The 23,809-nt window shown below is 45.5% G+C and carries 21 protein-coding genes; 5 read left to right on the forward strand and 16 right to left on the reverse strand.

The window, feature by feature from the left end:
• Positions 1-92 precede the first annotated feature (92 nt).
• Entirely contained in the window at positions 93-2,876 is a 2,784-nt protein-coding gene (locus CEF13_RS17205) for a calcium-translocating P-type ATPase, SERCA-type (protein ID WP_102712340.1), read from the reverse strand.
• 178 nt (positions 2,877-3,054) lie between these two features.
• On the opposite strand from CEF13_RS17205, the gene CEF13_RS17210 reads away from it, so the two are divergent.
• Positions 3,055-4,788: an Rqc2 family fibronectin-binding protein gene (locus tag CEF13_RS17210; protein ID WP_102712342.1), complete on the forward strand. Its 1,734-nt coding sequence runs from the start codon at positions 3,055-3,057 to the stop codon at positions 4,786-4,788.
• Between the two features lie 29 nt (positions 4,789-4,817).
• Here the strand turns inward: CEF13_RS17210 and CEF13_RS17215 are convergent, their stop codons facing one another.
• The 8 genes from CEF13_RS17215 to CEF13_RS17250 form a co-directional block, all read right to left on the reverse strand.
• Positions 4,818-5,792, reverse strand: coding sequence for a MerR family transcriptional regulator (locus CEF13_RS17215; protein WP_102712344.1), 975 nt, complete (start codon positions 5,790-5,792; stop codon positions 4,818-4,820).
• A complete protein-coding gene (locus tag CEF13_RS17220) occupies positions 5,789-6,670 on the reverse strand; it encodes a PHP domain-containing protein (RefSeq protein WP_208414361.1) in 882 nt (293 codons plus the stop codon). The genes CEF13_RS17215 and CEF13_RS17220 overlap by 4 nt, the downstream gene beginning before the upstream one ends.
• Positions 6,661-7,572, reverse strand: a complete 912-nt coding sequence (locus tag CEF13_RS17225; protein WP_102712346.1) for a selenium metabolism-associated LysR family transcriptional regulator — start codon at positions 7,570-7,572, stop codon at positions 6,661-6,663. The genes CEF13_RS17220 and CEF13_RS17225 overlap by 10 nt, the downstream gene beginning before the upstream one ends.
• A gap of 130 nt (positions 7,573-7,702) precedes the next feature.
• Complete coding sequence (locus tag CEF13_RS17230; protein WP_102712348.1) at positions 7,703-8,140, reverse strand: hypothetical protein; 438 nt, start codon at positions 8,138-8,140, stop codon at positions 7,703-7,705.
• Between the two features lie 271 nt (positions 8,141-8,411).
• On the reverse strand, positions 8,412-8,675 hold the full coding sequence (locus CEF13_RS17235) for a YlbG family protein (protein WP_102712350.1): 264 nt from the start codon (positions 8,673-8,675) through the stop codon (positions 8,412-8,414).
• Positions 8,676-8,771: 96 nt separating this feature from the next.
• Positions 8,772-9,263, reverse strand: a complete 492-nt coding sequence (locus CEF13_RS17240; RefSeq protein WP_102712352.1) for a YlbF/YmcA family competence regulator — start codon at positions 9,261-9,263, stop codon at positions 8,772-8,774.
• Between the two features lie 69 nt (positions 9,264-9,332).
• Positions 9,333-11,387 (reverse strand): helicase-associated domain-containing protein, encoded by a 2,055-nt coding sequence (locus tag CEF13_RS17245; RefSeq protein WP_166742722.1) that lies wholly within the window; start codon positions 11,385-11,387, stop codon positions 9,333-9,335.
• Positions 11,384-13,102, reverse strand: coding sequence for a DNA repair helicase XPB (locus tag CEF13_RS17250; protein ID WP_341806245.1), 1,719 nt, complete (start codon positions 13,100-13,102; stop codon positions 11,384-11,386). The genes CEF13_RS17245 and CEF13_RS17250 overlap by 4 nt, the downstream gene beginning before the upstream one ends.
• A 181-nt stretch (positions 13,103-13,283) precedes the next feature.
• Between CEF13_RS17250 and CEF13_RS17255 the strand changes: the two genes are divergently transcribed.
• Entirely contained in the window at positions 13,284-14,123 is an 840-nt protein-coding gene (locus CEF13_RS17255) for a thermonuclease family protein (protein ID WP_102712356.1), read from the forward strand.
• Between the two features lie 63 nt (positions 14,124-14,186).
• Here the strand turns inward: CEF13_RS17255 and CEF13_RS17260 are convergent, their stop codons facing one another.
• Positions 14,187-15,389, reverse strand: coding sequence for an amidohydrolase (locus CEF13_RS17260; protein ID WP_341806246.1), 1,203 nt, complete (start codon positions 15,387-15,389; stop codon positions 14,187-14,189).
• 290 nt (positions 15,390-15,679) lie between these two features.
• On the opposite strand from CEF13_RS17260, the gene CEF13_RS17265 reads away from it, so the two are divergent.
• Together CEF13_RS17265 and ftsW are read left to right on the forward strand one after the other, a co-directional pair.
• Entirely contained in the window at positions 15,680-16,024 is a 345-nt protein-coding gene (locus CEF13_RS17265; RefSeq protein ID WP_102712358.1) for a YugN family protein, read from the forward strand.
• A 10-nt stretch (positions 16,025-16,034) separates the two neighbouring features.
• On the forward strand, positions 16,035-17,192 hold the full coding sequence (gene ftsW, locus CEF13_RS17270) for a putative lipid II flippase FtsW (RefSeq protein WP_102712360.1): 1,158 nt from the start codon (positions 16,035-16,037) through the stop codon (positions 17,190-17,192).
• Between the two features lie 65 nt (positions 17,193-17,257).
• Here the strand turns inward: ftsW and CEF13_RS17275 are convergent, their stop codons facing one another.
• The gene (locus CEF13_RS17275; protein WP_102712362.1) at positions 17,258-17,647 is read right to left on the reverse strand and encodes an Asp23/Gls24 family envelope stress response protein; all 390 of its coding nucleotides are present in this window, start codon (positions 17,645-17,647) and stop codon (positions 17,258-17,260) included.
• 216 nt (positions 17,648-17,863) lie between these two features.
• Between CEF13_RS17275 and cax the strand changes: the two genes are divergently transcribed.
• The gene (cax, locus tag CEF13_RS17280) at positions 17,864-18,922 is read left to right on the forward strand and encodes a calcium/proton exchanger (RefSeq protein WP_102712364.1); all 1,059 of its coding nucleotides are present in this window, start codon (positions 17,864-17,866) and stop codon (positions 18,920-18,922) included.
• Positions 18,923-18,984: 62 nt separating this feature from the next.
• Here the strand turns inward: cax and CEF13_RS17285 are convergent, their stop codons facing one another.
• The 5 genes from CEF13_RS17285 to CEF13_RS17305 all read right to left on the reverse strand — a co-directional run bounded on the left by CEF13_RS17285 (position 18,985) and on the right by CEF13_RS17305 (position 23,763).
• Complete coding sequence (locus CEF13_RS17285) at positions 18,985-19,272, reverse strand: Fpa/YlaN family protein (RefSeq protein ID WP_102712366.1); 288 nt, start codon at positions 19,270-19,272, stop codon at positions 18,985-18,987.
• 135 nt (positions 19,273-19,407) lie between these two features.
• Positions 19,408-19,650 (reverse strand): HPr family phosphocarrier protein, encoded by a 243-nt coding sequence (locus tag CEF13_RS17290; protein ID WP_053375608.1) that lies wholly within the window; start codon positions 19,648-19,650, stop codon positions 19,408-19,410.
• Between the two features lie 135 nt (positions 19,651-19,785).
• Positions 19,786-20,901 carry an aminopeptidase gene (locus CEF13_RS17295; protein WP_102712368.1) on the reverse strand — a complete coding sequence of 372 codons (1,116 nt, stop codon included), beginning with the start codon at positions 20,899-20,901 and terminating at the stop codon, positions 19,786-19,788.
• 63 nt (positions 20,902-20,964) lie between these two features.
• Positions 20,965-21,672 carry a hypothetical protein gene (locus tag CEF13_RS17300; protein ID WP_102712370.1) on the reverse strand — a complete coding sequence of 236 codons (708 nt, stop codon included), beginning with the start codon at positions 21,670-21,672 and terminating at the stop codon, positions 20,965-20,967.
• A gap of 147 nt (positions 21,673-21,819) precedes the next feature.
• Complete coding sequence (locus tag CEF13_RS17305; RefSeq protein WP_102712372.1) at positions 21,820-23,763, reverse strand: sensor domain-containing diguanylate cyclase; 1,944 nt, start codon at positions 23,761-23,763, stop codon at positions 21,820-21,822.
• Positions 23,764-23,809: the final 46 nt, after the last annotated feature.

Below are 23,809 nucleotides of genomic sequence, written 5' to 3' on the forward strand. Positions count from 1 at the left end.
AGTAAGATAAAATGAATATTTATTCCTAATAGCATAGCGTAAAGCAAGGAGAATGGCTATTCATAATTTGTATCAACTTTTGTATTATTTCGTTATCTAGCAGCCGTTTGCGGTCCAATCGGCCATTTCGTATTTGTCTTCTTTTTCTTGGAAGTGCCAAGCACGCTGCCAATTCCCATCAAGAAAGTTGGGATTCCCGCTGCTACAAACACAAGACACCATTCGCGGAAATTTAACGGAACTGTTTTGAAAACCGGCTGCAGCGCTTCGATATAAACGACGCCGAGCATGAGTAGCAGGGACGAAAGCACAGCTAACACCAAATATTTATTTTGCAAAGGGTTGCGATGGAAAATGGATCGGGAGCTTCTGCAATCAAACACATGAATCAGCTGGGCCATAACGAGAGTAGTAAACGCCACCGTTTGTGCTTTCAAAAGATGTGACGCCGTGTCAGGACCATTTCGTAACGTGATCCAAAATGCGCCAAGCGTGCAAACGCCGATTAGAATGCCTCTGCTAATAATTTTCCACCCGAGTCTCCGGGAGAAAATACTTTCCTTAGCATTACGCGGCTTATGCTGCATGAGATCCTTTTCTGCCTGATCGACGCCAAGCGCCATGGCCGGCAGTCCGTCCGTAACAAGGTTAACCCATAAAATTTGTATAGGTACAAGCGGCAAAGGAAGCCCAGCCATCATCGCTAAAAACATCACTAATATTTCACCAACATTGGATGCTAACAAATAACGAATGAATTTACGAATATTTTCATAAATACCGCGACCTTCTTCAATCGCAGCCACTATTGTAGAGAAATTGTCGTCGCTAAGCACAAGTGCTGAGGCTTCCTTCGATACATCCGTTCCCGTAATTCCCATGGCGATACCGATATCTGATGCTTTAATCGCTGGCGCATCATTAACCCCGTCCCCTGTCATAGCAACAACATGCCCTCGGCGCTGCAATGCTTTAACGATACGTAATTTATGCTCTGGAGAGACACGAGCGTAGACGTAAATGTTATCAACTAGGCGGTCAAGCTGCTCGTCATTCATAGCTTCCAGCTGTTTGCCGCTCATAGCTATGCCGCCGCGCGGCATAATACCGAGCTGGCCTGCAATGGCTTCCGCAGTCAATTGATGGTCGCCCGTTATCATAACCGTCTTAATGCCGGCGCGTCTGCAAGTAGCAATCGCTTCCTTCACTTCGCGACGAGGAGGATCGATCATACCTGTTAAACCAACGAAAACAAGCTGACATTCAGCATCGCTCTCTGTTTCGCACACATCTCCCACTCGCAAATCACGATATGCAAGTCCAAGAACACGCAGCGCCGACTGCGCCATCAGCTCACCCGCTTCTGCGCACTTTCTCTTTAAGGTGGCCGTGAAAGGTACAACCTTGCCATCCCAAAGCACATAAGTGCAGTGCTCCATCAGCATATCAGGGGCACCCTTTGTGCAGATGAGACGCCCGCCTTGATGCGCTACAACAACCGACATTCTTTTTCGTTCGGAATCGAAAGGAAACTCTTTTTCCCGTTTATAGAGCTGCTCAAGCGAATGGGCGGAGGAGCCAAGCTTTGCTGACAGAACCGTTAACGCACCCTCGGTTGGATCACCCTTCATGACCCACTCGTCCGGCATATCCTTGCGTTTGCGTTTCTTCGTCTCTTCCCCTTCTACCTTTATCAGCTGGGCATTGTTGCATAAGGCGCTAATTTGCAGCAGCCGCTTAATGGATTGGTCATGTTTAATATCAAGCGCTTTGCCGTCTTCATGAATAGCTCCAACTGGCTCATAGCCTTCACCGCTGACCTCCAGCTTTCTTCCGCCAATCCATACATGCGTAACTGTCATTTTATTTTGGGTCAGCGTACCCGTCTTATCTGAACAAATAACAGAGGCGCATCCAAGTGTTTCCACAGATGGCAGCTTACGCACAATTGCTTTTCTTTTGATCATTCTTTGGACGCCAAGGGCAAGCGCTATCGTCACGATGGCCGGCAAGCCTTCCGGTATGGCCGCTACCGCCAGGCTGACCCCGGCGAGGAACATGCCATAAGCAGGCTGTCCATGCAGAATCCCTGCCACGACAACCATGATGGTCAACGCTACGGCGACGACGATCAATATTTTGCCAAGCTGCTCCAGACGATGCTGAAGCGGTGTTTCCATTGATTCTGTTTCCTGGATCAAGCCGGCAATTTTGCCCATTTCCGTTGCCATGCCTGTGCGAATGACGACTCCTCTAGCTGTACCTCTCGTCAGCATTGTACCCATGAAGCCGATATTGCGCTGATCACCCAGAGGCAGGTCCTCCTCGGCAATCGCTTCTGAATGCTTGCCAACCGGCACGGATTCCCCCGTTAAAGCAGATTCCTCCACATAACAGCTGTTTGCTTGCAATAAGCGGACGTCAGCAGGTATGCGGTCACCGCTCTCCAAATACACAACATCTCCTACGACAAGCTCCTTCGCCGGAATGGTCAACAGCTCTCCGCCTCGTATCACTTTTGCGAGTGGCGCAGATAGCTCTTTAAGAGCACGCAATGAACGCTCCGCACGAAATTCTTGAACAAATCCGAGCACTGAATTAATAACAATAATGGCCACAATCGTAATGGCGTCCAAATATTCCCCCAGAAGCCCTGAAATTAAAGTAGCGCCCATTAACACGAGCACCATAAAATCTTTAAATTGATTTAGGAATAATAAAACTGGCGAGACACGCTTGCCTTCCGTTAATTCATTCCGTCCATTTCTCTCCAGACGCTCCGCCGCCATAGACGGCGTCAGCCCTTGATCAGGGGAGCTGACTAATGTGTCAACCAGCTCACTTGTCCCCATTTGATGCCATTTCATTTGTTCCATGGTATAACTCCCTCCCGTGATATGCCGAGCCAAGCGGCAACGACGCCAGCCCTTAGGACAGCCTTTATACGCTAAATGTATTCGGACAGCCTATAAAATATCCCAACAAGGACTTAAGTTTTTGTCTCAACTATGGCATTATAGAGAAAGACTCACTTGAAAGAGAGGTGCAAGCACCATGGCATTAGACGGCATAGTCACTCATGCTATCACGCAAGACCTACAGCGCTGTGTTGGCGCTCGTATACATAAAATCCATCAGCCTACTGATCATGAGCTCGTGTTCAGCATCCGCGGCGCAGGCACTCAGGGCAAATTGCTCCTATCCGCTAACCCTACTTACCCTCGCGTGCATTGGACAACTGGAACCTATGTCAATCCCATGATAGCGCCGATGTTTTGTATGCTCCTTCGCAAATATTGCGAAGGCGGACTTATTGAATCCGTGCGTCAAGTCGGACGTGAACGTATTATTCATATCGAGGTCAAGCACCGGGATGAGCTGGGCGATCTATCGAACAAAACGATTATTATCGAAATAATGGGCCGTCACAGCAATATTATTTTGATGGATCCTGCAACAGGCATCATTCATGACGGTATTCATCATGTCACACCAGCCATTAGCAGTCACAGGATCGTGATGCCTGGAAGCACTTACGCTTCGCCGCCCGATCAAGGAAAGGTTGATCCATTCGAGATTAATACCGAGCAGCAATTTCTAGAGGTCCTAAACGCCACTGATGAGACATCCCCTTTGCATAAACGCTTGGTCGATGCACTTAGCGGCTTTAGCCCCTTGCTTGCGAAAGAGCTTGTTTATCGGGCACAAGCAGATGCAGACCTAACAGTGCTTTGGAGCAGCTTTTCAACCTTTATGAATGAAGTGAAGGCTGATCAATACACACCGGCAATCAAGACGGAGCAGGACAGCGGAAAATCATTTTTCTCCATAACGGAGCTGACTCATATTAAGGGCGAAACAACCATTTTCCCAGATGTGAGCGCTTGTCTTGAAGGCTTTTATGGAAACAAAGCGGAACGTGACACGGTAAAGCAGCGAGTAGCCGATCTTATTCGCTTTGTCCAAAACGAAAGAGCCAAAAACATTACGAAAATCAAGAAGCTGGAAGATACCCTCGCAGAGGCTAAGGATGCTGAAAAATATAGAGTGCTCGGAGAGCTTCTGACAGCGTATATGCATCAAATAACTCGTGGTGACTCTTCCATAGAGCTAGTCAACTTTTATGATGAAGAGCAAGCTGTGGTCAAGATCGACTTAGATCCGCAGCTTACACCATCTGATAACGCGCAGCGGTATTTCCGTCGATACACCAAGCATAAAAACAGCTTATCTGTTGTTGCGGAACAAATGGAAATTGCAAAAACGGAAATCAAATATTTCGAAGCTTTGCTCCAGCAGCTTGATAACGCTTCGCTCGCTGATATTGGCGAAATTCGCGATGAGCTTGTCGAGCAGGGTTATATGAAAGAGCGGGGACGCCATGGTCCAAAGAAGAAAAAAGCGCTTCGTCCTACTCTGCTTTGCTATACTTCATCCGAGGGTGTAACTATGTACGTAGGAAAAAACAATACGCAAAATGAGTATTTAACAAATCGGCTTGCCTCTCCTTCTGACACTTGGCTGCATACTAAGGATATTCCTGGCTCGCACGTTGTCATAAAGGGCAGTGATTTCGGCAATGCAACACTGGAGGAAGCGGCCATGCTTTCTGCTCACTATAGTCAGGCTAGCGATTCCAGCTCCATCCCTGTCGATTATACGACGGTGAGGCATGTTCGTAAGCCTAATGGGGCCAAGCCCGGCTTCGTTATCTATGACAACCAAAAAACGTTATTCGTTACCCCAGATGAAAAACGCATCAAAGCTTTAGCTTGTGTACTGAAATAAAAAGTGACAAATAAAAAATCACGGCTTTCTTATTCTTTTCGAATAAGAAGCCGTGATTTAATTTTTTCAATAGAGCTTTTACCATCACCCGTTATATAAAACACTCGTTCCGTTCCCGGCATTACCCCGTCTTCCTGTACCGCTCTACCGCCGATAAATACATGTGTCGAACAATTTTCAGCTTGAATGCGACGATCCAGCTCAAGCAGAAACCCTTCCGCCTCCTTCAAATGCTGCGAAATGGAGAAGCTGAACGTGAATGCGGCCGGATGTACATCTGCTAAACAATCGAATATCCCTTTCTCGGAAGGCGAGCTCCCAAGATAAACAACTCGAAAGCCTTCTTGCTGAGCGAAAAAGCCGAAAAACAAAATGCCCATTTCATGTCGTTCACCTGGCCCGCATGCCGTTACAAGCAACGGGCTATTTGTATGGGGCCGAAATAACCCTCGAATGGAAAGCATTTTGTCTCTAATAAAGTGACTGCCGAAATGCTCCTGATATTCGGATATTTCGCCTCGCTCCCACCGCTCCCCTAGTTCAACGAGCGTTGGCTCTAGTATATGAAGCAGCAGATGCTCTAAATGATGGATGGCCAGCAGTTGCTCATAGAAGCGTTGAGCCCTGCTAAGATCTAGTTGAATAAAGCACTGGAGCAGCTGTTCGATCGGCTGATTCATATTTAGTGTTGAATGGATATAAAATTCTTCCTGCTGCAGCCCGTTCATAGGCATGGCCTCATGGGCTTGAACGACTGTTTCGTCCGTCTGCTCCTGATTGCCGCCCTTCCAAGCCTTGACGGCCATTCCGATTGGAACGCCTTCATCCACCTGCTGCTTAAGCCAAAGCAGCGTATCAATATCCGACCTCGTATAGCCCCGATAGCTATTTTCCATGCGCTGCGGCATAACCGCCTTATATCGCTCTTCCCACTTGCGAATGAGCTGTGTAGACAACTCCGTGCGTTTGGATACTTCCTTTATTGTATAGAGCCGCTCTGTCATACAGTATGTCCCCATGACGGAGGTTTAAGCTGCTGCAGCACTTGAACGTCTACTGTGCGGTTTCCCACCACGCCGTGGAAGACTTGTCCATGACGCGATCCGTGAAAATCAGAACCCCCGGTCATAATTAAATGATGTCTCTGAGCAAGTTCCGCATAGCGATGCTCTTCATCAGGGCTATGATCGGAATGATACACCTCAATCCCTTGCGCTCCATAACGAATGATGTCTTCGACAAGAGAATCTTTGCCATATAAGCCCGGGTGGGCAATAACGCTTGTACCGCCTGCCTCACGAATCCAATCCACAGCCTCAAACGGATGCACTCTTGGAGGATTGGCATAAGCCGCTGCCCCTGCAGCTAAGTAAACATCGAAAGCTTGCTTCATATCCGTTACAATTCCTTTTTGAATAAGCACTTCCGCAATATGCGGCCGCCCGACGCTTACCTCGGAAGCTCTCTGCGAATCCCCTAAGCCCTCTCCATGTGCAGCAGCCAGAACCTCATTCATCGTAATTGCGATGCCAAGCCCGCGGAGCTTGTCTACAATTAATTCATTGCGCCGGCTGCGCGTGTCTCGCAGGCTAGCAAGCCGATTCAACCATTTCTCATCATCATTGTTTGTATAATAACCGAGAATATGAATATCACAGCCATCTGCCACCGTGCTGACCTCAACGCCCGGAACTACCGTGATGTTCAAACGTTTACCTTCAAGAATGGCTTCATCAACACCTGCCACCGTATCATGATCCGTAATCGCAATCGCTGATAAACCGGCCTCTTTGGCCAATCGAACGTTTTGCGCAGGCGACTGCATGCCGTCAGAAGCAGTCGTATGCGTGTGCAAATCAGCTAGTCCTTTCACTAAAGCCATTGATGTAAATCCCTCTCTCTCAAAAAAGTTAAAAAAGTAACGGCCGATATAGGCAATAATGCCGATTTCAAGTAAATGGAGTAAAATTGGCGTTGAAATTTGGCGTCCGAAATTTTGATCATTCGAATTAAGCCCAAAGCAACCTCATGCTTGACCGATGAGGAGGATACAAAAGATATGCCGAGCCCTGCCTCAACCGCTGATTTCACAGCTCCAGTACTTCCCAGCTCCATCACGATTTTCATAGAAGCAGGATCAATTTGTTTGTTTCTCAGCTGCTCCTCCATAACAAGCCTTGTTCCCGATCCTTGCTCACGCAATACGAATGAATATTCCATTACTTCTTCTAAAGTAACGGAAGCGCGGTCCGCTAGAGGATGGTCCTTGGAGACGATCAACCTGAGCTCGTCACTCATGACAGCCTCCATATGCATATCGGGATGATTGACTGGAGCTTCAATTAATCCAAAATTAAGGTTATGATTTAGAATGTCTTCCATTATTTGAGACGTATTCATTACCTTCATGCTTATTGTAATATGAGGATACTCTTGTCCGAAGGGACCGAGTAATCGCGGTAGTATATATTCACCTATTGTTAGGCTGGAGCCAAGCTGGAGCCTGCCCTTGAGCTGCTTAGTGAATGCGGACATCGCTTGGTCCGTATCCCGGATCAGATCAATGCTGCGCTGCGCATAAGGCATGAGCGCCCTTCCCGCTTCAGTCAAATCAATTCGCTTGGTGGAGCGCTGCAGCAGCTTCGTCCCGAAATAATCTTCCAGTGACTGCACCTGCATCGTAACGGCCGGCTGGGTCATATGTAAAGCCTGCGCCGCCGCTGAGAAGCTTCCCCTTTCCGCAACCGTATAAAATATGTGCAGCTGATGAAAATTGAGCGCCATCTAACAATCATCCTTTCTTCTTTTAATATTATACTACAAACCTTCTACAAAGGCGTATGAACCTAACAAAAAAAAGCATTCGAGCTTTTCAGATCTCATGCTTCTTCGATATTAATATAATTAAAATAGCTTATTTGCGTTTTCTGCTGCTCTTCACTAAAGTCATTCTCCGGGAATGACGCAGCCATGAATAATAGGACTTTAGATCCCTAAGCTCCATCGTCTCTGACATCCTTCCAAGAAAAGTAACGATGATCATCTTATGTAAAGGGCTGCCGGTAATATCCGTCTCCGTCTCCGATTCGGAAAATTCAGCAACAAAAACGAGGTCATCATCAATTAAGTATACATCTTGTTCATTTCGATAATAAGACTCAACCCGGCCTTGCTTTAAACATTCCCAAAGGAAATCAGCTATATCCTCGAATCCGGTTTTCTCGCTCTCCACTCGATCCAACCATCGACTTTTGGCATGGTGCGTAATAACGATGTCAGCAACTTTCTTATCGCCTAAGTCAATATAAAACGACTCGTATGTATTCCATCTTCTCGTCATTTTATCTTTCATTTCGCCACCAACTCCTTCCAAGGAACCAGGTCTTTTATACCATGAATTTATATCCATTTTACCATGATTGTCCGATATTACAACAATAAAATAAAGACAGTCCATATATGTTAATTTATGGTTATAAAAAATAAAAACACCGTTTTCAGCATGTTTTCTTCCCTGAAAATGTGTTCTTATTGGTATATGCTATTTAATCAAATACAATCTTTTCCTATCTTTAACCACAAAAAAAAGCTATCCAGCCACAAGGCGTGAATAGCAGTTTCTATTATAAGCTGTAAAATCTTGTTTTGTCTTCACTGTCTTTGCTGTATTCCGTCTTAATTTCATTACGATAGGAGCGTTCTATCTTACGCACATAAGGAAGCTTTCCCATTTGCCTTACAGCATCCTCAGAGCGTTCCGCATTCATATACATAACAACATAATGCATCTTGCGCGACATATAATGTACCGTCCCGAATCTCTCCAGTGACCTTGCCGCTTTCAAATCACTTACCCATATAATATAACCCATTCGTTCCGGTAACATCTATTCCCTCCTAAAAGGTTTGCTTCGCAAACCTACATCGTAAGCATAAACCAAGGTTTGCTTCGCAAACCTACATCGTAAGCACGATCATTCTTACTAACTGCAGCCGCCGCTTCCACAGCTGCATGAGCCGCCGCTTCCGCAGCTTCCTCCGCCTGCTTTCTCATTGCCAGGCACTTTAATATTATCGGATACAGACTCCGCTATCGTGCGTGATACGTCGTACAGCATCTCATCTACTACTTGTTCCGCGAATTTAAAGCGTCGAACGCTTTCGATCTCGCCAAGCTCTCTTTCGATTTGCTTCACTTTGTCCTTCGCGGAGTTGTAATCAGGATGAAATCTTCCGAAGCGTTGGCATTCGTCAAACAGCTCTTTCGCTTTCTCAAAGCGTCTGGTTATTTGCTTCACGTCTTCGTCTTCATTCACAGCTGACTTCCAATATAAATATTCGGCAACTTCTGCCGATTGATTAATCCAATCACCTAACTCATAGGCGCACAGCAGCAACGACGCCATATCTAGCGAAGAAACGCCGCCTTGCGGTTGCTCCAACTGAATAGCTGTTAAACCTTCAGTAGCAGGCATTCATCCACCTCTTTTCATTTCTCACATTCTTCACTATTATACCATATGAACTTATCCAATAGATAGAGATTATATTGGCTCGGTATGCCCGGGTATGATCAAGCGCATCTCATCCCACATATCCGGAGTGAGCCGAATCCGATTTGGACTGTGCTCATCGCGGAGCAGTCCGACAACTGCCCAGCCGCTTCCTTGCTGTTCAATTAGGTCAGGAACAAAGGATTGGAGCTTCTGCTCTATACAAAGCTGAACGGGAGTTTGCCACTCCAGCGCATGCTCCATCAATTCTTTTCTTGTTGAATGATGATATGCTCTCAACTGCTTAGTCCACATCGCTGGTACGCTTTCCAGCCGAGATAAAGGAATTCCCTTATTGCGATCCGGCAATGCAATTAGCTCGAAATGGTGGAGAGGTTGCTCCTCATAAATATATGTCGGTTTAGATGACATATTATACCTTAATTTGGACGTATGTGGAACAAGGTGTTGTTCAAAAACATCCTCCACTATAAGAGGATAGCTGTTTTGTTCCTTATCCAAGCCTGCTTGGACAGCCTTCCTTGGCGGATAGCCTGCCTGCTGCAATAAACTTCTTACTAATTGTACATGGGACTTTTCTACTATAAAATCGAGTGATCCGAGTTTTTGCATCAGCAAAGGCTCTATAGACAAATCATTCTCAATATATGCTGCCATTTGTTCATTGTCACAGCGAAGAAGCATAACCTCAGCAAATGTTGTTCGGCAGGACCTGCTCGACCATAACTCAAGTAAAGCTTGAACCGCAGCGGGTATCGCACTATCACCTGCCGACTTCTGCAGAAAGGATTGAATGAAAGCTCTTGTTCTGCCATGCTCCAATGCTCGGGAAATCGAAGCTGCTTCTAACCGATAAACTGCAGCCTGTTCATCCGAAATTCGTTTCGCAATTAATTCAAGCTCCCATCTGATGGAGAATGGGCAGTCCGACTGTACAATAATTTCACCATTAGGCTGTACAGAGATATAACCCTCCCCTTGATTGCTCAGGACGATATTATGATTGTGTTCATGAAGTGGCGATATCCCCTTCCATCTGATCAACTGCTCCACGCCTAGTGAATCCTTGCTGTCGACAAGCTCCAGCCAGCCTAGGCTGTGGAATAGACCGCACCAGTCTGGAGCAGAACTCTCTTCGCTCGAAACCGGACTGTGAGAGTTAGCCCCATTTAAATTCGCTTCATTTAATTGTTCGATGAGCTCACGCTTCGAATACCATAATCCAGGTTGCAGCGCGCATAGCGCTGCTGCTATATGAGAGCTGCTTTTCCCCGCATGCAGCAATAGCTCTAAGCACCAGCCCCGCAATTGCTGCTCGCGGTTCCCATTCTCCAGCTTCAACCAGTTGTTCAACTCATCTTCATCCCAAAACAATTTGCCCTCAGCTTGATGCAGCAAACCAAATGCAGTCGCTGCCTCTAATATAAAAGCTACTGTGAGTGGGTAATGATCGCGCGAAGACCATTTTAATCGAAATGAGCTCAATGGGAGTTCATCCCAATCAACAGCTTGGGCAAGCTTGGCGATCGTTTTTTTGGCAAGTACCCCTTTTGCAGTAAGCTCTAATCCGCTTTGCGCTAACACCGAAAATGCAGAAAGCAGCTGTCTACCCAGCGGTCGGCAGAATGGCCTGATCGTACCGCTCATTAACCTCTCTTTGCCTGATGATGATAAGGGCCGAACAGCACAAGGAAAGAGAGTCTGCTGCCATACTGGAAAGCAATCAATCGGAATAAACAATAACTGCTCGCCCCAGACTTTGCGAACTGCGAACAAAACACCCGCCTCAAGCAGCTCATCAATTCCGAGCTGACACTCGGCACCCGACAAGGCAGTACGCAGCCGAGCCTCTTTTAAGAGGCGATCTTCTTCAATCGGCACAGCAGCGAATTCACGCAGCATCGCCTTCAATACATCACTCGCGTAGGGCGTCAACAATTGAACTGCTTCTTGAACAGCTTGCGTATTACAAATAGCAGTCGGCCACGACATTCCTTTCAAAAGGGCAAATTTCCATATTGACGCAAGCATGAATTGTTCTAGTCGTTCTTGAGGCAGCTTGACCGTCAATTGCTGTATGTTCATAGTGCCGCTGCCTCCTCTGCGCATTCCTCAGCACACATAGAACGATCTGAGATAATCTGTCGGTCATAATGATAGCCCTGCTCCAGCATGAATAACTGCCTTCTCATTGCAAATTCCGTTTCCTTTGTTTCATCCGTTACAAGGGTATAGAACCAAGCGTAGTTTGATTCTCCCTTCGGTCGCAGCAGCCGTCCGATGCGCTGCGCCTCCTCCTGCCTTGAGCCGAAGCTTCCTGAAAGCTGAATGGCAACCGAGGCGTCCGGCAAATCCACAGCGAAATTAGCTACCTTAGACACAATCAACACCGAAATATCCCCCGATATAAAACGATCATACAGCTGCTGTCGCTCCTTCTGCGGAATTTCTCCAGTCAGCAAAGGAGCCCCAAGCGCTTCAGCCACTTCATGCAGCTGCTTCAAATATTGTCCAATTATGAGCGTCGGCTTTCCTGCGTGCTTGCGCAGAAGCTCCTTGACAACTTCAATCTTTCGAGGATTCTCCGCTGCAAGCCTCAGCTTAGCCCGCGCCGTCGACTCCTTATATAGCGGTTGCTTTTCTTTCAACAGAGGCACCCTAATTTCAGTACAAGCTACCGCTGCAATATGTAAGCCTGCTTCTGCTGCTTTCCACTGCATATCGAATTGCTTAGGTCCTATTAAGGAATACACATCCTCTGCACACCCGTCTTCTCGAACAAGCGTTGCGGTTAAGCCAAGCCTTCTCGTTGCTTGTATGTCTGCTGTCATCCGAAACACTGGAGCAGGAAGCAAATGCACTTCATCATATATAATGAGACCCCAATCCCGCTCAGAGAAAAGCTTCATATGCGAGAATAGGCCTTCTTTCGATTTCCGATGTGTCAATATCGTATAGGTAGCAATGGTTACCGGCCTGACCTGCTTAAGCGCGCCGCAATATTGGCCGACATCAGAATCTGTCAGGGTTGTTTTATCAAGAAGCTCATCCTTCCATTGCTTAACTGAAGTCGAGTTAGAAGTCAAAATAAGCGTTGCACTGCTCAGCCTAGTTAGCGCGGCAATGCCAACAATGGTTTTCCCTGCTCCGCAGGGCAGTACAATAACTCCGCTCCCTCCTTGTACGGTTCCTTCTTTATAAAATAAATCAACAGCTGCCTGCTGATAATCTCTTAATTCGAATTTTCGATTCCGCGCCGATGTTGTCCTTAACTTTACAGAAAGCATTTCACCGATATGATAACCCGCTAAATCTATAACGGGGTAGCCAAGCCTCGTAAGCTCCTGCTTAAAAAAACCTCTGCAGCTGTTTTGCAGTTCCCAAACCATCGGGTCCAGGCAATTGACTATCCATTTCATAATGGATGGATAAAGTGACAGCTCCGCCATTATGGAGGAATCGCCTTGCAATAGAAGCTTATCGTCATCCAGCGTAATCCGGAGTTTTCCATATCGTCCGATCAGCTTCCTAATGGAGGCCTCCGTCTGAAAGGGCAGCTCATACTGGCCCAGCTCCGTAAGCCAGAGAATAATATCGTCTGCTGTTATTCCTGCCGCTGCTGCATTCCACAAGGATAATGCCGTCATGCGGTAAGTATGTACCGATCCCGCTCTTTTGACAGCATCCGTGAATAGAATCAGCTTCTCCCTCGCCTGCGTTGCTAAGGGTTTGCTTTCATCGAGCAAAACGATTAGATCCGACTGTACGATCAGCGGCCTATCTTTGAGCACAATCATCATTCTCCTTTTCTCCTACTTTAGAACTACAAATCATTAAACAGAATGCTCCTGATGTCAGTATGAGGAGTTTGTCATATTTTTATGCTTACCCACCCTGCATGCAATACAATTCTCAATTAAAATTTATGTTATAATAAGTAGAATTTATATTGAATACTCGTTGGGCAGGAGGTCCGCATCTATGAAAAGAGCTATTATCATTCTCCTTATGTCCATTTGCTCATTGCTTGTAGGCTGTTCGAGTATATCCGATCTACCCTCAAACCTTATTCAAACGAACTATTGGTATCAAGTATCTGGTTATATAGATGGTGATACATTCAAGATCAAGACGGGGAATAAACAGACGACAATTCGACTGCTTTATGTGAATACGCCAGAGACCAATCCTATCGAATCATTTGGTCTTGAGGCAGCCGCCTATACGGAAAAGCTGTTGACAGAGTCGAAAGAAGTGCGTCTGACGTTTGACAAGGAACACAAAGATCAATACGGGCGTACGTTAGCAGTAGTCGAGCTTAAGGATGGACGGATATTAAATGAGGCTTTGCTGGAACAAGGTCTTGCGAGAGTGCTTATCGTTGAGCCGAATTTACAAGGGGAAAACGTATACAAGCAAATCGAACAGCAAGCGAAACAAGCGAAGCAAGGAATATGGAGCGATGTCAACGCCATCAATCATACCGAATTTCCTGTGAGGAAAGCAGCTCGCAGCGGCATACTTATTGAGGTTGACAAAATTGCTGAGCTTGTTACGATAACGAATACAACTAATGAGGAAATTTCCATGGATCGCTGGAAGCTCGTAAGCGTTCGCGGCAATCAGACTTATCCGTTCCATGCATTTGTATTGAACCCTCAACAAAAAGTAATTGTTTCTTCCGCTGACGAAGCCATTACTTCGGACTACGTCGTATTGGAGTGGGGGGCGACAAATATTTGGAATAATAAAGAGTCAGATCCTGCGGAGCTTTACAACGAATACAACGAGCTCGTCGCTGTATGGGAAGATAATGAATAAGCAGAAAGGCTGCTTTGAAGCACTAAGCTTCATGCAGCCTTTTTTGTGATAACACTGATGCTTCTACTCTTGTTTATTTTTTACAAATTCGGCCGCATAATCATCCGCCATACCAATTAGCAGCCTAGCCGCTTTCAGCATCGCACGCTCATCGAGATCAAATTTCGGATGATGATGAGAATAGGATGCGCCGCACTGTTCATTGCCTGCTCCTACAAACATAAAGCAGCCGGGCACCTTTTCTAAATAATAGGAAAAGTCCTCTGCCACCGTTATCGCTTCTGAATGCATAACAGACGCTTCCCCAAACAGCCTTTCACCTACCTTGAAGAATCGTTCTGCCTCTGTCTTATCGTTGACTACAGGCGGGTAACCGATTCGCATGTGGTAATCGAACTTGGCGCCATACATATTGCATGTATGTGTAATAAGGCTTTCCAAGCGCTCATGAATCATCATTCTTGTTTTCTCGTCAAAGGATCTTACCGTTCCTTTCAACGTACAGCGTTCCGCGATAATATTATTGGTGGAGCCAGCTTGAAACGAGCCGATCGACACAACGGCCGGATGCAGCGGATTGACACTTCGACTAACGATCGTTTGTATCGCCTGAACGAGCGCAGAGCCGATCATGATCGCATCAACGGCTTGATGCGGCAGTCCCCCGTGTCCGCCCTGACCAACAATATCAATAACAAATTCATCAGCGGCAGACATAAACGGCCCTGGCTTCGAGGAGATAATACCATAAGGGAGCGGTGTCCAGAGATGAACACCATATATGGCATCCACTCCGTTAAGCACGCCCTCTTTAATCATAGGCATAGCGCCGCCGGGCGTCACTTCTTCGGCAGGCTGAAATACGAGTCTGCGCACTCCATTCACCTTTGAACGATTCGCGCAATAATAAGCCGCTATTGCAAGCAATGTCGCGGTATGGGCATCGTGACCGCACGCATGCATAACATTAGGAACCTTTGAAGCATATTCACATTTCTTCTCATCTTGAATGGGCAGAGCATCCATATCCGCTCGCAGCGCCACAACCGGTCCTGGACTGTCTCCTTTAATATCCGCCACTAGACCATGACCGCCAATATTAGTTTGAACCTCGCAGCCCATTTCCGTTAATTGGGCCGCGATCCAGCTGGACGTTACACGTTCATGAAAGGACAATTCCGGATATTGGTGAAGATGCCTACGCCAGCGAACCATATTGGGATAGAGCTGCTGAAGCGCTGGACTTATCAAATCCTCTGTCTGCAAAACGCAACCCCCTTAATAATTATAGTCATACATATATTGTTCAGAGCACACATTTCATTTAGTTTAACAGATTAAAGCCATATTAAGAAAGCTTATATGCCATCCTTTCGATCTATAGCAAACATTTCTTTAAAATGTCACTTTTGTTCGCCTTAACGGATTAGAGTAAGGGTTGCGCTTGCTGGGGAAACATACTATCATGAGAAAAGAATGTACAACTCTGTCTTTAAATTGGAAGCATTTGCTTGCGAAGTCAGTTTTGCTTCACAAAACCTTTGGGAGGAACTACCATGATAATTGAAAATACCGGACTAAACGGTGTTAAGTGTGAATTAGACCATCTAGATGAATCTGCCGAAAAGGTTGGCTTTGTTCGCTGGCAGTGGGAATACTATCGCGCTACATACGATTTGAAGCTTGAGGATCGCGCTAGCGGCTCCGATTATTATTTAAGAATTGCTACTCGTGCAATCGAAGGCAAGCTTGAATCACCTCATGCTGTGCTAGTAATCGAATCCGTATATATCGGTCGCTCTACTTTCCCGCATGGTCTTGAGTATGAATCTCCGATACCACAACCAATCATGAATACGGCTACACAAAGACTTCAGCAATTGAAACAACTGCTGGCGTAACGGGTCTATCATGAAAGCTACGCAGAACGGTAGCCGTGGAAGACCGGACTTTCTGCTTCTCATCTTAACGCTCCTGCTCGTTGGCTTTGGGCTTGTGATGGTATTCAGCGCAAGCTCGGGCATAGCGGTAGTATCGAAGGATTATCACGAGGACGCTCTATACTTTACCAAGCGCCAGCTCATATGGGCTGGCCTAGGTGTTATCGTTATGCTGTTTATGATGAACTTGCGATATTTAGTATTTAAACGGCTTTTCATGCTGTTTTTCGTACCGGTTGTCATCATGCTGCTGCTTGTTCCCTTCGTCGGAAAAAACATACACGGTGCTCATAGCTGGTTTGGTATTGGTTCACTCGGCATTCAACCGACTGAACCTGCAAAGCTAGCGATAATTTTGTATCTTGGCGCACTCATTTCCAAGAAGGGTGAGAACTTTCGCAGCTTCAAAAAAGGGCTGCTCCCCGTTATGATTATCGTTGGTTTTGTTTGTGGACTGATCATGCTGCAGCCTGATCTAGGCTCCTGCCTCATACTTGGCTCATGTGCAACCATTATGATTCTGGCGGGAGGAGCAAATTTAAAGCAGGTATTCGCAGCGGGAAGCATTGTAGCTATATTCCTTACCGTAGCCTTCAGCATTTCGATGGCTTTATCCCCGAAATCATGGAAATATCGTCTGGACCGTTTTACCGCTTTTAGGGACCCGCTTGCGGATGCTCAGGATTCAGGCTGGCATCTCGTATCTTCCCTTCAAGCATTAGGCCATGGCGGATTAACCGGAGCTGGGTTTGGCGAGAGCATTCAGAAGCTGCATTATTTGCAATATCCTTATAATGATTTTATTTTTGCCATTATCGCAGAAGAATTTGGTTTTATCGGCAGTACGATCTTTTTGCTCTTTTATTTATTTTTCTTATGGCGCGGGTTAATCGTCGCTCTGCGCTGTCCTGATCAGTACGGTACTGTAGTTGGTGTTGGAATCGTTGGATTGATTGCCATTCAAGCCTTTATTAATATCGGCGGGGTCACTGCGACCATACCACTGACTGGTGTTACATTGCCGTTCATCAGCTATGGAGGCTCCTCCTTACTGTTTTGTCTCATGTCGATGGGAGTGCTGCTAAGCATATCTCGAGAAGCCAACCGAATTGAGAAGCCGAAACGTTAAACGCAACCGAACAAATAAGAAAGGCACCTTCTATTTCTAGAGGGTGCCTTTCTTATTTTTTTGGTTTACTTCAGACGGTTCTGCTGCGGCTGCTGCTCTTCCAGATCATCTTCCTTGAAAGCAACACCTTCTACTTTAATGTTTACTTCAACCACGTGCAGCCCAGTCATATTCTCAACAGACTCCCGCACATTCAGCTGCAATTGTCTACAAACTTCTTGAATCGGAATTCCATAATGGACAATAATACGAAGATCAATTGCGGCTTCTGTCTGTCCTACTTCTACCGATACACCTTTTTGTACGTTTTTACCGCTCAATCGTTTAGCGAGTCCTTCAGATATACCACCCGACATCGCGGCAATGCCTGGTGTCTCAAGCGCCGCGAGTCCTGCAATCGTTGCTACTACGTCATCAGAAATTCGGATTAGACCTGTTTGAAGTTCTTCTGTCATGTGACTCACTCCTCATTTTGCCATATATGTTCATTGTAATGGAAGGTTAGGCGCGAAGCAACATACGTCTATTTTTATTGTGTGAAATTTTTATTTCCGTTTTCATATATCTTCACCAATCGACAAATTCCATCCAGCAGACCCTCATTTTACTTGTCCGTTTTTTTCCTATATATTAATATCAGGTTTTTAGCAGCTTGGGAAGAGGTGACTACTGTGAAGAAAAAATTGTTTTTCTCTGGATTAATTGCGATGTTTGTTTTAAGCGCAATTGGTCATTACGCCCATTGGGACAATACTGTGCAATTTGTTGTGTCCGCTCTTGCCATCATTTTTGTTGCAGGCTTTCTTGGCAAAGCGACAGAGAGCGTAGCACACTATGCCGGACAGCGGCTGGGCGGTTTTCTTAATGCCACCTTCGGCAATGCCGCTGAGTTGATTATAGCGATATTCCTGATTAAGGAACAGCAGTTCAATATGGTAAAAGCTAGTTTGACCGGTGCCATAATCGGTAATCTGTTGCTCGTACTCGGGCTTAGCATTTTACTTGGGGGACTTAAATATAAAGAACAGCGCTTCAATAAACGATTGGCCGATCATAATTCAACTCTTATGATTATATCTGTTATCGGTCTATTCGTTCCAGCTGTATTTGTTGCTTCCGAAAAATTTACGATTGAGAAGGATCGGTTCCTTAGTCTTGCAGTTGCTGGCATCCTTATCGTCGCTTATATCCTGTGGTTAGTATTCTCAATGATCACGCATAAGGATATTCTCACAGATGAGGTTATGAATGCGGATCACGGCGAGGAGCCTGCATGGTCCAAAGGAAAATCAGTACTCTATCTCCTTCTGGCTACCGTTATGGTTGCTTTCGTCAGCGAATGGCTTGTCCATACACTAGGCGCCTTCAGCGCCAAATTCGGCCTATCTGAGCTGTTTATAGGGGCATTCGTCATCGCGATTGTCGGTAATGCAGCAGAGCACAGCGCTGCTGTAATTCTGGCTATGAAAAACAAAATTGGTGCGGCTGTTGAAATCGCAATTGGAAGCAGCTTGCAAATCGCTTTATTCGTAGCACCCATGCTTATTCTAATCAGCGCAATGTTCGGCCATACGATGGATATCATATTTAGGCCCATTGAATTGACTGCGATTGGAGTTTCTGTATTCATCGCTAAATCCGTATCACAGGACGGGCAAACGAATTGGTATGAAGGCGTGCTGCTGATCATGGTCTATGTCGTACTGGGCATTGCGTTTTACCTCGTATAATCCAGCCTTTCCTCCAAAAAATCGCCATATAAAAAAGAAAGAGAGTAATCTCCTATCGGAGGCTACTCTCTTTTCTCTAACGCTTCGTATAGCATAGCTAAATTACGCTCTAATCGACTCACTATTTCTTTGCCAGCCATTTCGGCGATTAAGCCTGCGCGAACAGCAAAGTCAACCTCACGCGAGAAACCGTACATTTGCGTGTCTAGTACTTCTTCGTACAGAGGGCATTGACGGGTGGTCAAGTTTTCCATCTGCACTTCGATTAGTTTTTCTATTTTACTCGCATCTTCCTGAAGGAGACGAAGCGCTTTCTCATGCAATTGTACCGTTACTTCCGGTGAAGACATCGTTTTCCCCCCTGTGCGCGTATCCGCCGTCTTCTATACCTTTTATATTAGACGAAATAGAGCGATTATACAAGGACAAAACAGAAAAGCACCCCTCAATAATCTAGGGATGCTCGTTCTGGTTATGATTATCAATTAATCCGTAATAACTGTTACATTCAAGTTATGCTTAGCGAAAACATCAGCCATTGCTGTTTTTGCTTCCTCAGCATCAGGACCGTGTACATGCAATTCATAAGCATGGCCGCCTACCAATGTAGTGAATAGTCCGAGAATGCTTTTTACGTCGATATATTTGCTTTCGGCTTGCAAAACGATGGAAGAAGTAAATTGGCTAGCCGTTTGGGAAATTTCTACAATAGCTGCATTGTTGGACATGGTAGATCCCTCCAGATATATTAGTAAAGCTTACCTTTGTCACCATGATAACCCGAAATGTAATATCGAGCAAGTGGCAAAATGAAAAACGCTTTATTTTCCAATTTAATATTGAAAACAAAATTAACATTATTTCTATTTAAGATTCTCAGGGTTTAGGCCCTTCAGCTCAGGAATAATAAATTGTCCATCCTTCCGGATTAGAACATCATCAAAGTATATTTCGCCGCCGCCGTATTCAGGTCTTTGAATGAGCACCAAATCCCAATGAATGGATGAACGATTTCCATTATCCGTTTCTTCGTATGCTTGGCCTGGTGTGAAATGCAAGCTTCCCGCAATTTTCTCATCAAATAAAATATCATTCATAGGATGCAGAATGTACGGATTGAAGCCTATTGCAAATTCACCGATATAACGAGCGCCTTCATCACGATCCAAAATTTCATTCAGACGAACGCTGTCATTGCTCTCTGCTTTGACAATTTTACCGTTCTCGAATGTGAATGATATATTTTGGAATGTAATACCCGAATAAACGCTAGGCGAGTTGTACGTAATCGTACCATTCACCGAGTCGCGAACGGGTGCTGAGAACACTTCGCCATCTGGAATGTTGCGGTTGCCGGAGCATTTCTTTGAACCGATGTTTTTAATGGAGAACGTCAGATCTGTACCCGGTGAAACGATGCGTACGCGATCCGTTCTATTCATAAGCGCTTGAAGCGGATCCATCGCTTTGTCCATTTTCGCATAATCCAGGTTACATACATCGAAATAAAAATCTTCAAATTGTTCCGTACTTATATGGGCCAACTGCGCCATTGAAGCATTAGGATAACGCAATACAACCCATTTTGTTTTTTTGACCCGCTGCTCCGTATGTACCGGATTTCTATATATTTGTTCATATAAGCGCATATTGACATCCGCAATTCCCGCAAGGTCATTTACATTTTCTCCGGAACGGATCGCGATATAGCCCTGCATGTTTTTCATCCGTTCCAAATCAAGCGCAGACCAAAGCTCCATCTGTTCCTTTGTAGCATGCTGCAGCAGACTCCGCAGTATAGTGCGATCACTTGTCTCAACAAAAGGTCTGCCTCCGCGCTTTGCAATTTCTTCTATTAGGCATTTGACAAGCTCTCGTTCAGAACCGATCATATCGATTAATACATTTTCTCCAGGCTGAACATCAATGGAATATTGAACTAAATTTCGGGCAAGCTTCTGCAATCTTGGATCACGCATTTGAATATTCCTCTCCTTCTTACTCTCACTGTATAACCTAATAATCGTAACACGAATAAGCAATTATTGAAAAGTAACGCTCGGAGAACCATCATAAGACTGGAAACGGACTGACGTATATCTGGACTCTGAAACAGGATGCCCCCTATGCGTGTAGTTGAATTTCGTTTTCTCCTCCATTTTTATAGGCAGCAGCTTTATTCGATCAATGACTAAATCATACTCCGTAGCTGCTTCTAGTGAAGCAAGCATATTATTTAATTGCTTCTTAGAACGGGACATTTCTTTCACCCACTCCGTTTTATATGCGCTTTCCTCTAGAGGAGCACTGCTCTCAAGCTGGTCCAACTGCTGACGCAATCTTTGTTCCCAACGCGCTTTCGACACGGCATGATCCTCAGTTATATGCAGAACAACTGTTTTCGGGTCTTTCGTATCATTCCGCAATATCACCTCTGCATGGTTCTTGTTCAACGCTTCAAGCACGTCAACAGGATTCCATTGCAGTGCTTCGTCATTGCTCGTTTGCACCGTCAATTGCTCATGATCTACAACCTTGCCTTCGAATATTTCGGGCTTATATTCCATCCCGTCTGCGGTCTTGATACTCATTGAACCTGTAAACTCATATTGATCGGTTGCCGCAAGTGCTGAATAGGACATAGACAGCCAATCCTCAGGTGAACGTTTCGAGGCAGCACCGCAGCCCGTTAATGCAACCAAAGTTCCAGCCAATAAAAGGATCGCCGTAGTGGCTTGCTTCATTCTCAACACATATCCCTCCGTTCAATCATATACTTCTGTATCGTCCCCTTCTCTCCCAGCTCTTTATTCCAAAATTCATTGCCAAAATAAAAAGACGCCGTAACGGCGTCCTTATGTAAAAGTTCTCTATTCGAATAATGGCATATTCATCACTTAGCATTTGCCTACGAATATACAGTTTCTTCCGTTATTCTTCGCTTCATACAGCGCCATATCCGCCCGGTAAAATAGCGACTCTACACTTATTTTCTCATTCTCGAAAGTCCATTCCGAAACTCCACAAGATACCGTTACAATGGGAGCCGTCTCCTCTTCGACGTGCAATCGAATTCGCTCGGCAATGCGATAGGCTTGTTCTGCTCTAATGCCCGGCAAATAAATAGCCAGCTCTTCGCCACCCCAGCGTGCCGCAATATCGCCTTGTCTAATCGAAGATCGAATAATGTTGCTTACTTGAATCAAGATTTGATCGCCAACCTGATGACCAAAGGTATCATTGACTCGTTTGAAATAATCGATATCAACGAGAATGAGCGAACCGAATGGGTCGATGCGCTGCCTGGTCTGTATTTGCTCGTTCAAATAATGCCGTGCATGCAAGCCAGTAAGATTATCGGTTATGACCATTCTGCGTACCTCAGCATGCAAAGAAGCATTCGTGACAGCAAGTCCAATATGTGTGCTCATTACCTGTAGAAGCTTATAATTATCGTAGGAGAAAAAGTTCGACGCCTTATGAGTAACGAGAATGACACCAACAACAGCTCCATCAACCAAAATAGGCGCTGCAATAAGCGATCTCGAACCCGTATTGTCCATTAGCTTGGAGGTAACGACTCGTGTATGCCAATAGTCTGAAATGATGAGCGGCTCTTTTGTTCGGTAGACCATGCCGCAGAAGCCATATTCCGGAGAAAATTTCTCGCTAGTTAAGTCTGGGAAGTTGCTGGACATCACAACAAATTGATTTTTTTCCTTATTCAACTGCAGCACGCAGCAAAAGTCAGCTTCAAAGATTGTTAAAAGCTCGCTTGTTGCAAATTGAAAAATTTCCTTCAGCCGCAGTGATTGGTTTAATCGCTTCGTAAGCTCATTAATTAGACGAAGCTCATTGATAAGCAAATTAGATTGTTCATACAATTTCGCATTCTCGAAGGCCGAGCCTGAAGTGTCTGCTAACAGCATAAAGGCCGGTAAATCCCGTTCATCCCATTTGCCGGGACCGATCGACATGCAGAGCACGCCATAAGCCGCCTGTTTGCCTGTCATCGGAACTGCAAGCCGTATCGATCCGTCCCGATTATGCTCCGTTACTGATTTTCCATTTAAGAAAGCTTTAGCAACAAGATCATGCTCCGCATTCTTGAATACAAGCGGCTTCACACGCGGATCGCCGTTTAAATGATCTTGGGATAAATATAAATGAACCTCCGAGCTGGGGTAGAGCTCCTCTAAGCTGCGAAGCAATTCCGAAAGTACGGATGAAACGTCGATTTGATCATAAAGCAGCTTAGCTGCCTGGAACAATTCATTTCTCCTGCTCGCATCCTTCTCCGAACGCTGCTGCTGAAGCAGTAAATCCCTTACATAGAGCATCTCGAAATTCCGATAAAAGCATTGATTGAAATGGAGCCCACACATATGTACCGCTTCTGAGGCATGATTTGAACCAGCCGTCGATATAAAGGCAAAAACACTAAATACAGCACCATCATTGCGCCTTCGAACTGGCACTGCTGCTGCAAAAAAGGAGTCTGTTTCAAAGGTGTGCATCTCGGCGTTGTTCAGAACGCTTGCCACAACGCGGTTCAGAACATCTTCACGCTCTGCAACATTCATCGCGGCAGCTTGTCCTGCCTTTGCAAGTTCACGAGCCTCCTTGTTGAACAATACAAACTCCCCAGATTGGAATAAAGCTATTCCTGTGGCTTGTTCGGCCCACTGACGAAAGCTTGCTTCGAGCAATGGCGGCAGGAGAGGCTCGTCCGCATCGTTGATATCTTCACTCTCAAACCAAATCGAAGGAATATCCGAAGTAGATTCATCGATAGTTGATGTTATATGATTTGCAAAATTGCTCGTCTTTTGATCATCCATGCAACACCCAACCCTTCCATCTGTCAATCAAGGAGATGAGTTTCTC

The organism is Paenibacillus castaneae, assembly GCF_002884445.1.
GTDB lineage: Bacteria > Bacillota > Bacilli > Paenibacillales > Paenibacillaceae > Pristimantibacillus > Pristimantibacillus castaneae.

Coding starts and splice junctions, on each gene's coding strand:
- CEF13_RS17205 (WP_102712340.1), bottom strand. CDS start 2,876: ATGGAACAAATGAAATGGCATCAAATGGGGACAAGTGAGCTGGTTGAC.
- CEF13_RS17210 (WP_102712342.1), top strand. CDS start 3,055: ATGGCATTAGACGGCATAGTCACTCATGCTATCACGCAAGACCTACAG.
- CEF13_RS17215 (WP_102712344.1), bottom strand. CDS start 5,792: ATGACAGAGCGGCTCTATACAATAAAGGAAGTATCCAAACGCACGGAG.
- CEF13_RS17220 (WP_208414361.1), bottom strand. CDS start 6,670: ATGGCTTTAGTGAAAGGACTAGCTGATTTGCACACGCATACGACTGCT.
- CEF13_RS17225 (WP_102712346.1), bottom strand. CDS start 7,572: ATGGCGCTCAATTTTCATCAGCTGCACATATTTTATACGGTTGCGGAA.
- CEF13_RS17230 (WP_102712348.1), bottom strand. CDS start 8,140: ATGAAAGATAAAATGACGAGAAGATGGAATACATACGAGTCGTTTTAT.
- CEF13_RS17235 (WP_102712350.1), bottom strand. CDS start 8,675: ATGTTACCGGAACGAATGGGTTATATTATATGGGTAAGTGATTTGAAA.
- CEF13_RS17240 (WP_102712352.1), bottom strand. CDS start 9,263: ATGCCTGCTACTGAAGGTTTAACAGCTATTCAGTTGGAGCAACCGCAA.
- CEF13_RS17245 (WP_166742722.1), bottom strand. CDS start 11,387: ATGAACATACAGCAATTGACGGTCAAGCTGCCTCAAGAACGACTAGAA.
- CEF13_RS17250 (WP_341806245.1), bottom strand. CDS start 13,102: ATGATGATTGTGCTCAAAGATAGGCCGCTGATCGTACAGTCGGATCTA.
- CEF13_RS17255 (WP_102712356.1), top strand. CDS start 13,284: ATGAAAAGAGCTATTATCATTCTCCTTATGTCCATTTGCTCATTGCTT.
- CEF13_RS17265 (WP_102712358.1), top strand. CDS start 15,680: ATGATAATTGAAAATACCGGACTAAACGGTGTTAAGTGTGAATTAGAC.
- ftsW (WP_102712360.1), top strand. CDS start 16,035: ATGAAAGCTACGCAGAACGGTAGCCGTGGAAGACCGGACTTTCTGCTT.
- CEF13_RS17275 (WP_102712362.1), bottom strand. CDS start 17,647: ATGACAGAAGAACTTCAAACAGGTCTAATCCGAATTTCTGATGACGTA.
- CEF13_RS17285 (WP_102712366.1), bottom strand. CDS start 19,272: ATGTCTTCACCGGAAGTAACGGTACAATTGCATGAGAAAGCGCTTCGT.
- CEF13_RS17290 (WP_053375608.1), bottom strand. CDS start 19,650: ATGTCCAACAATGCAGCTATTGTAGAAATTTCCCAAACGGCTAGCCAA.
- CEF13_RS17295 (WP_102712368.1), bottom strand. CDS start 20,901: ATGCGTGATCCAAGATTGCAGAAGCTTGCCCGAAATTTAGTTCAATAT.
- CEF13_RS17305 (WP_102712372.1), bottom strand. CDS start 23,763: ATGGATGATCAAAAGACGAGCAATTTTGCAAATCATATAACATCAACT.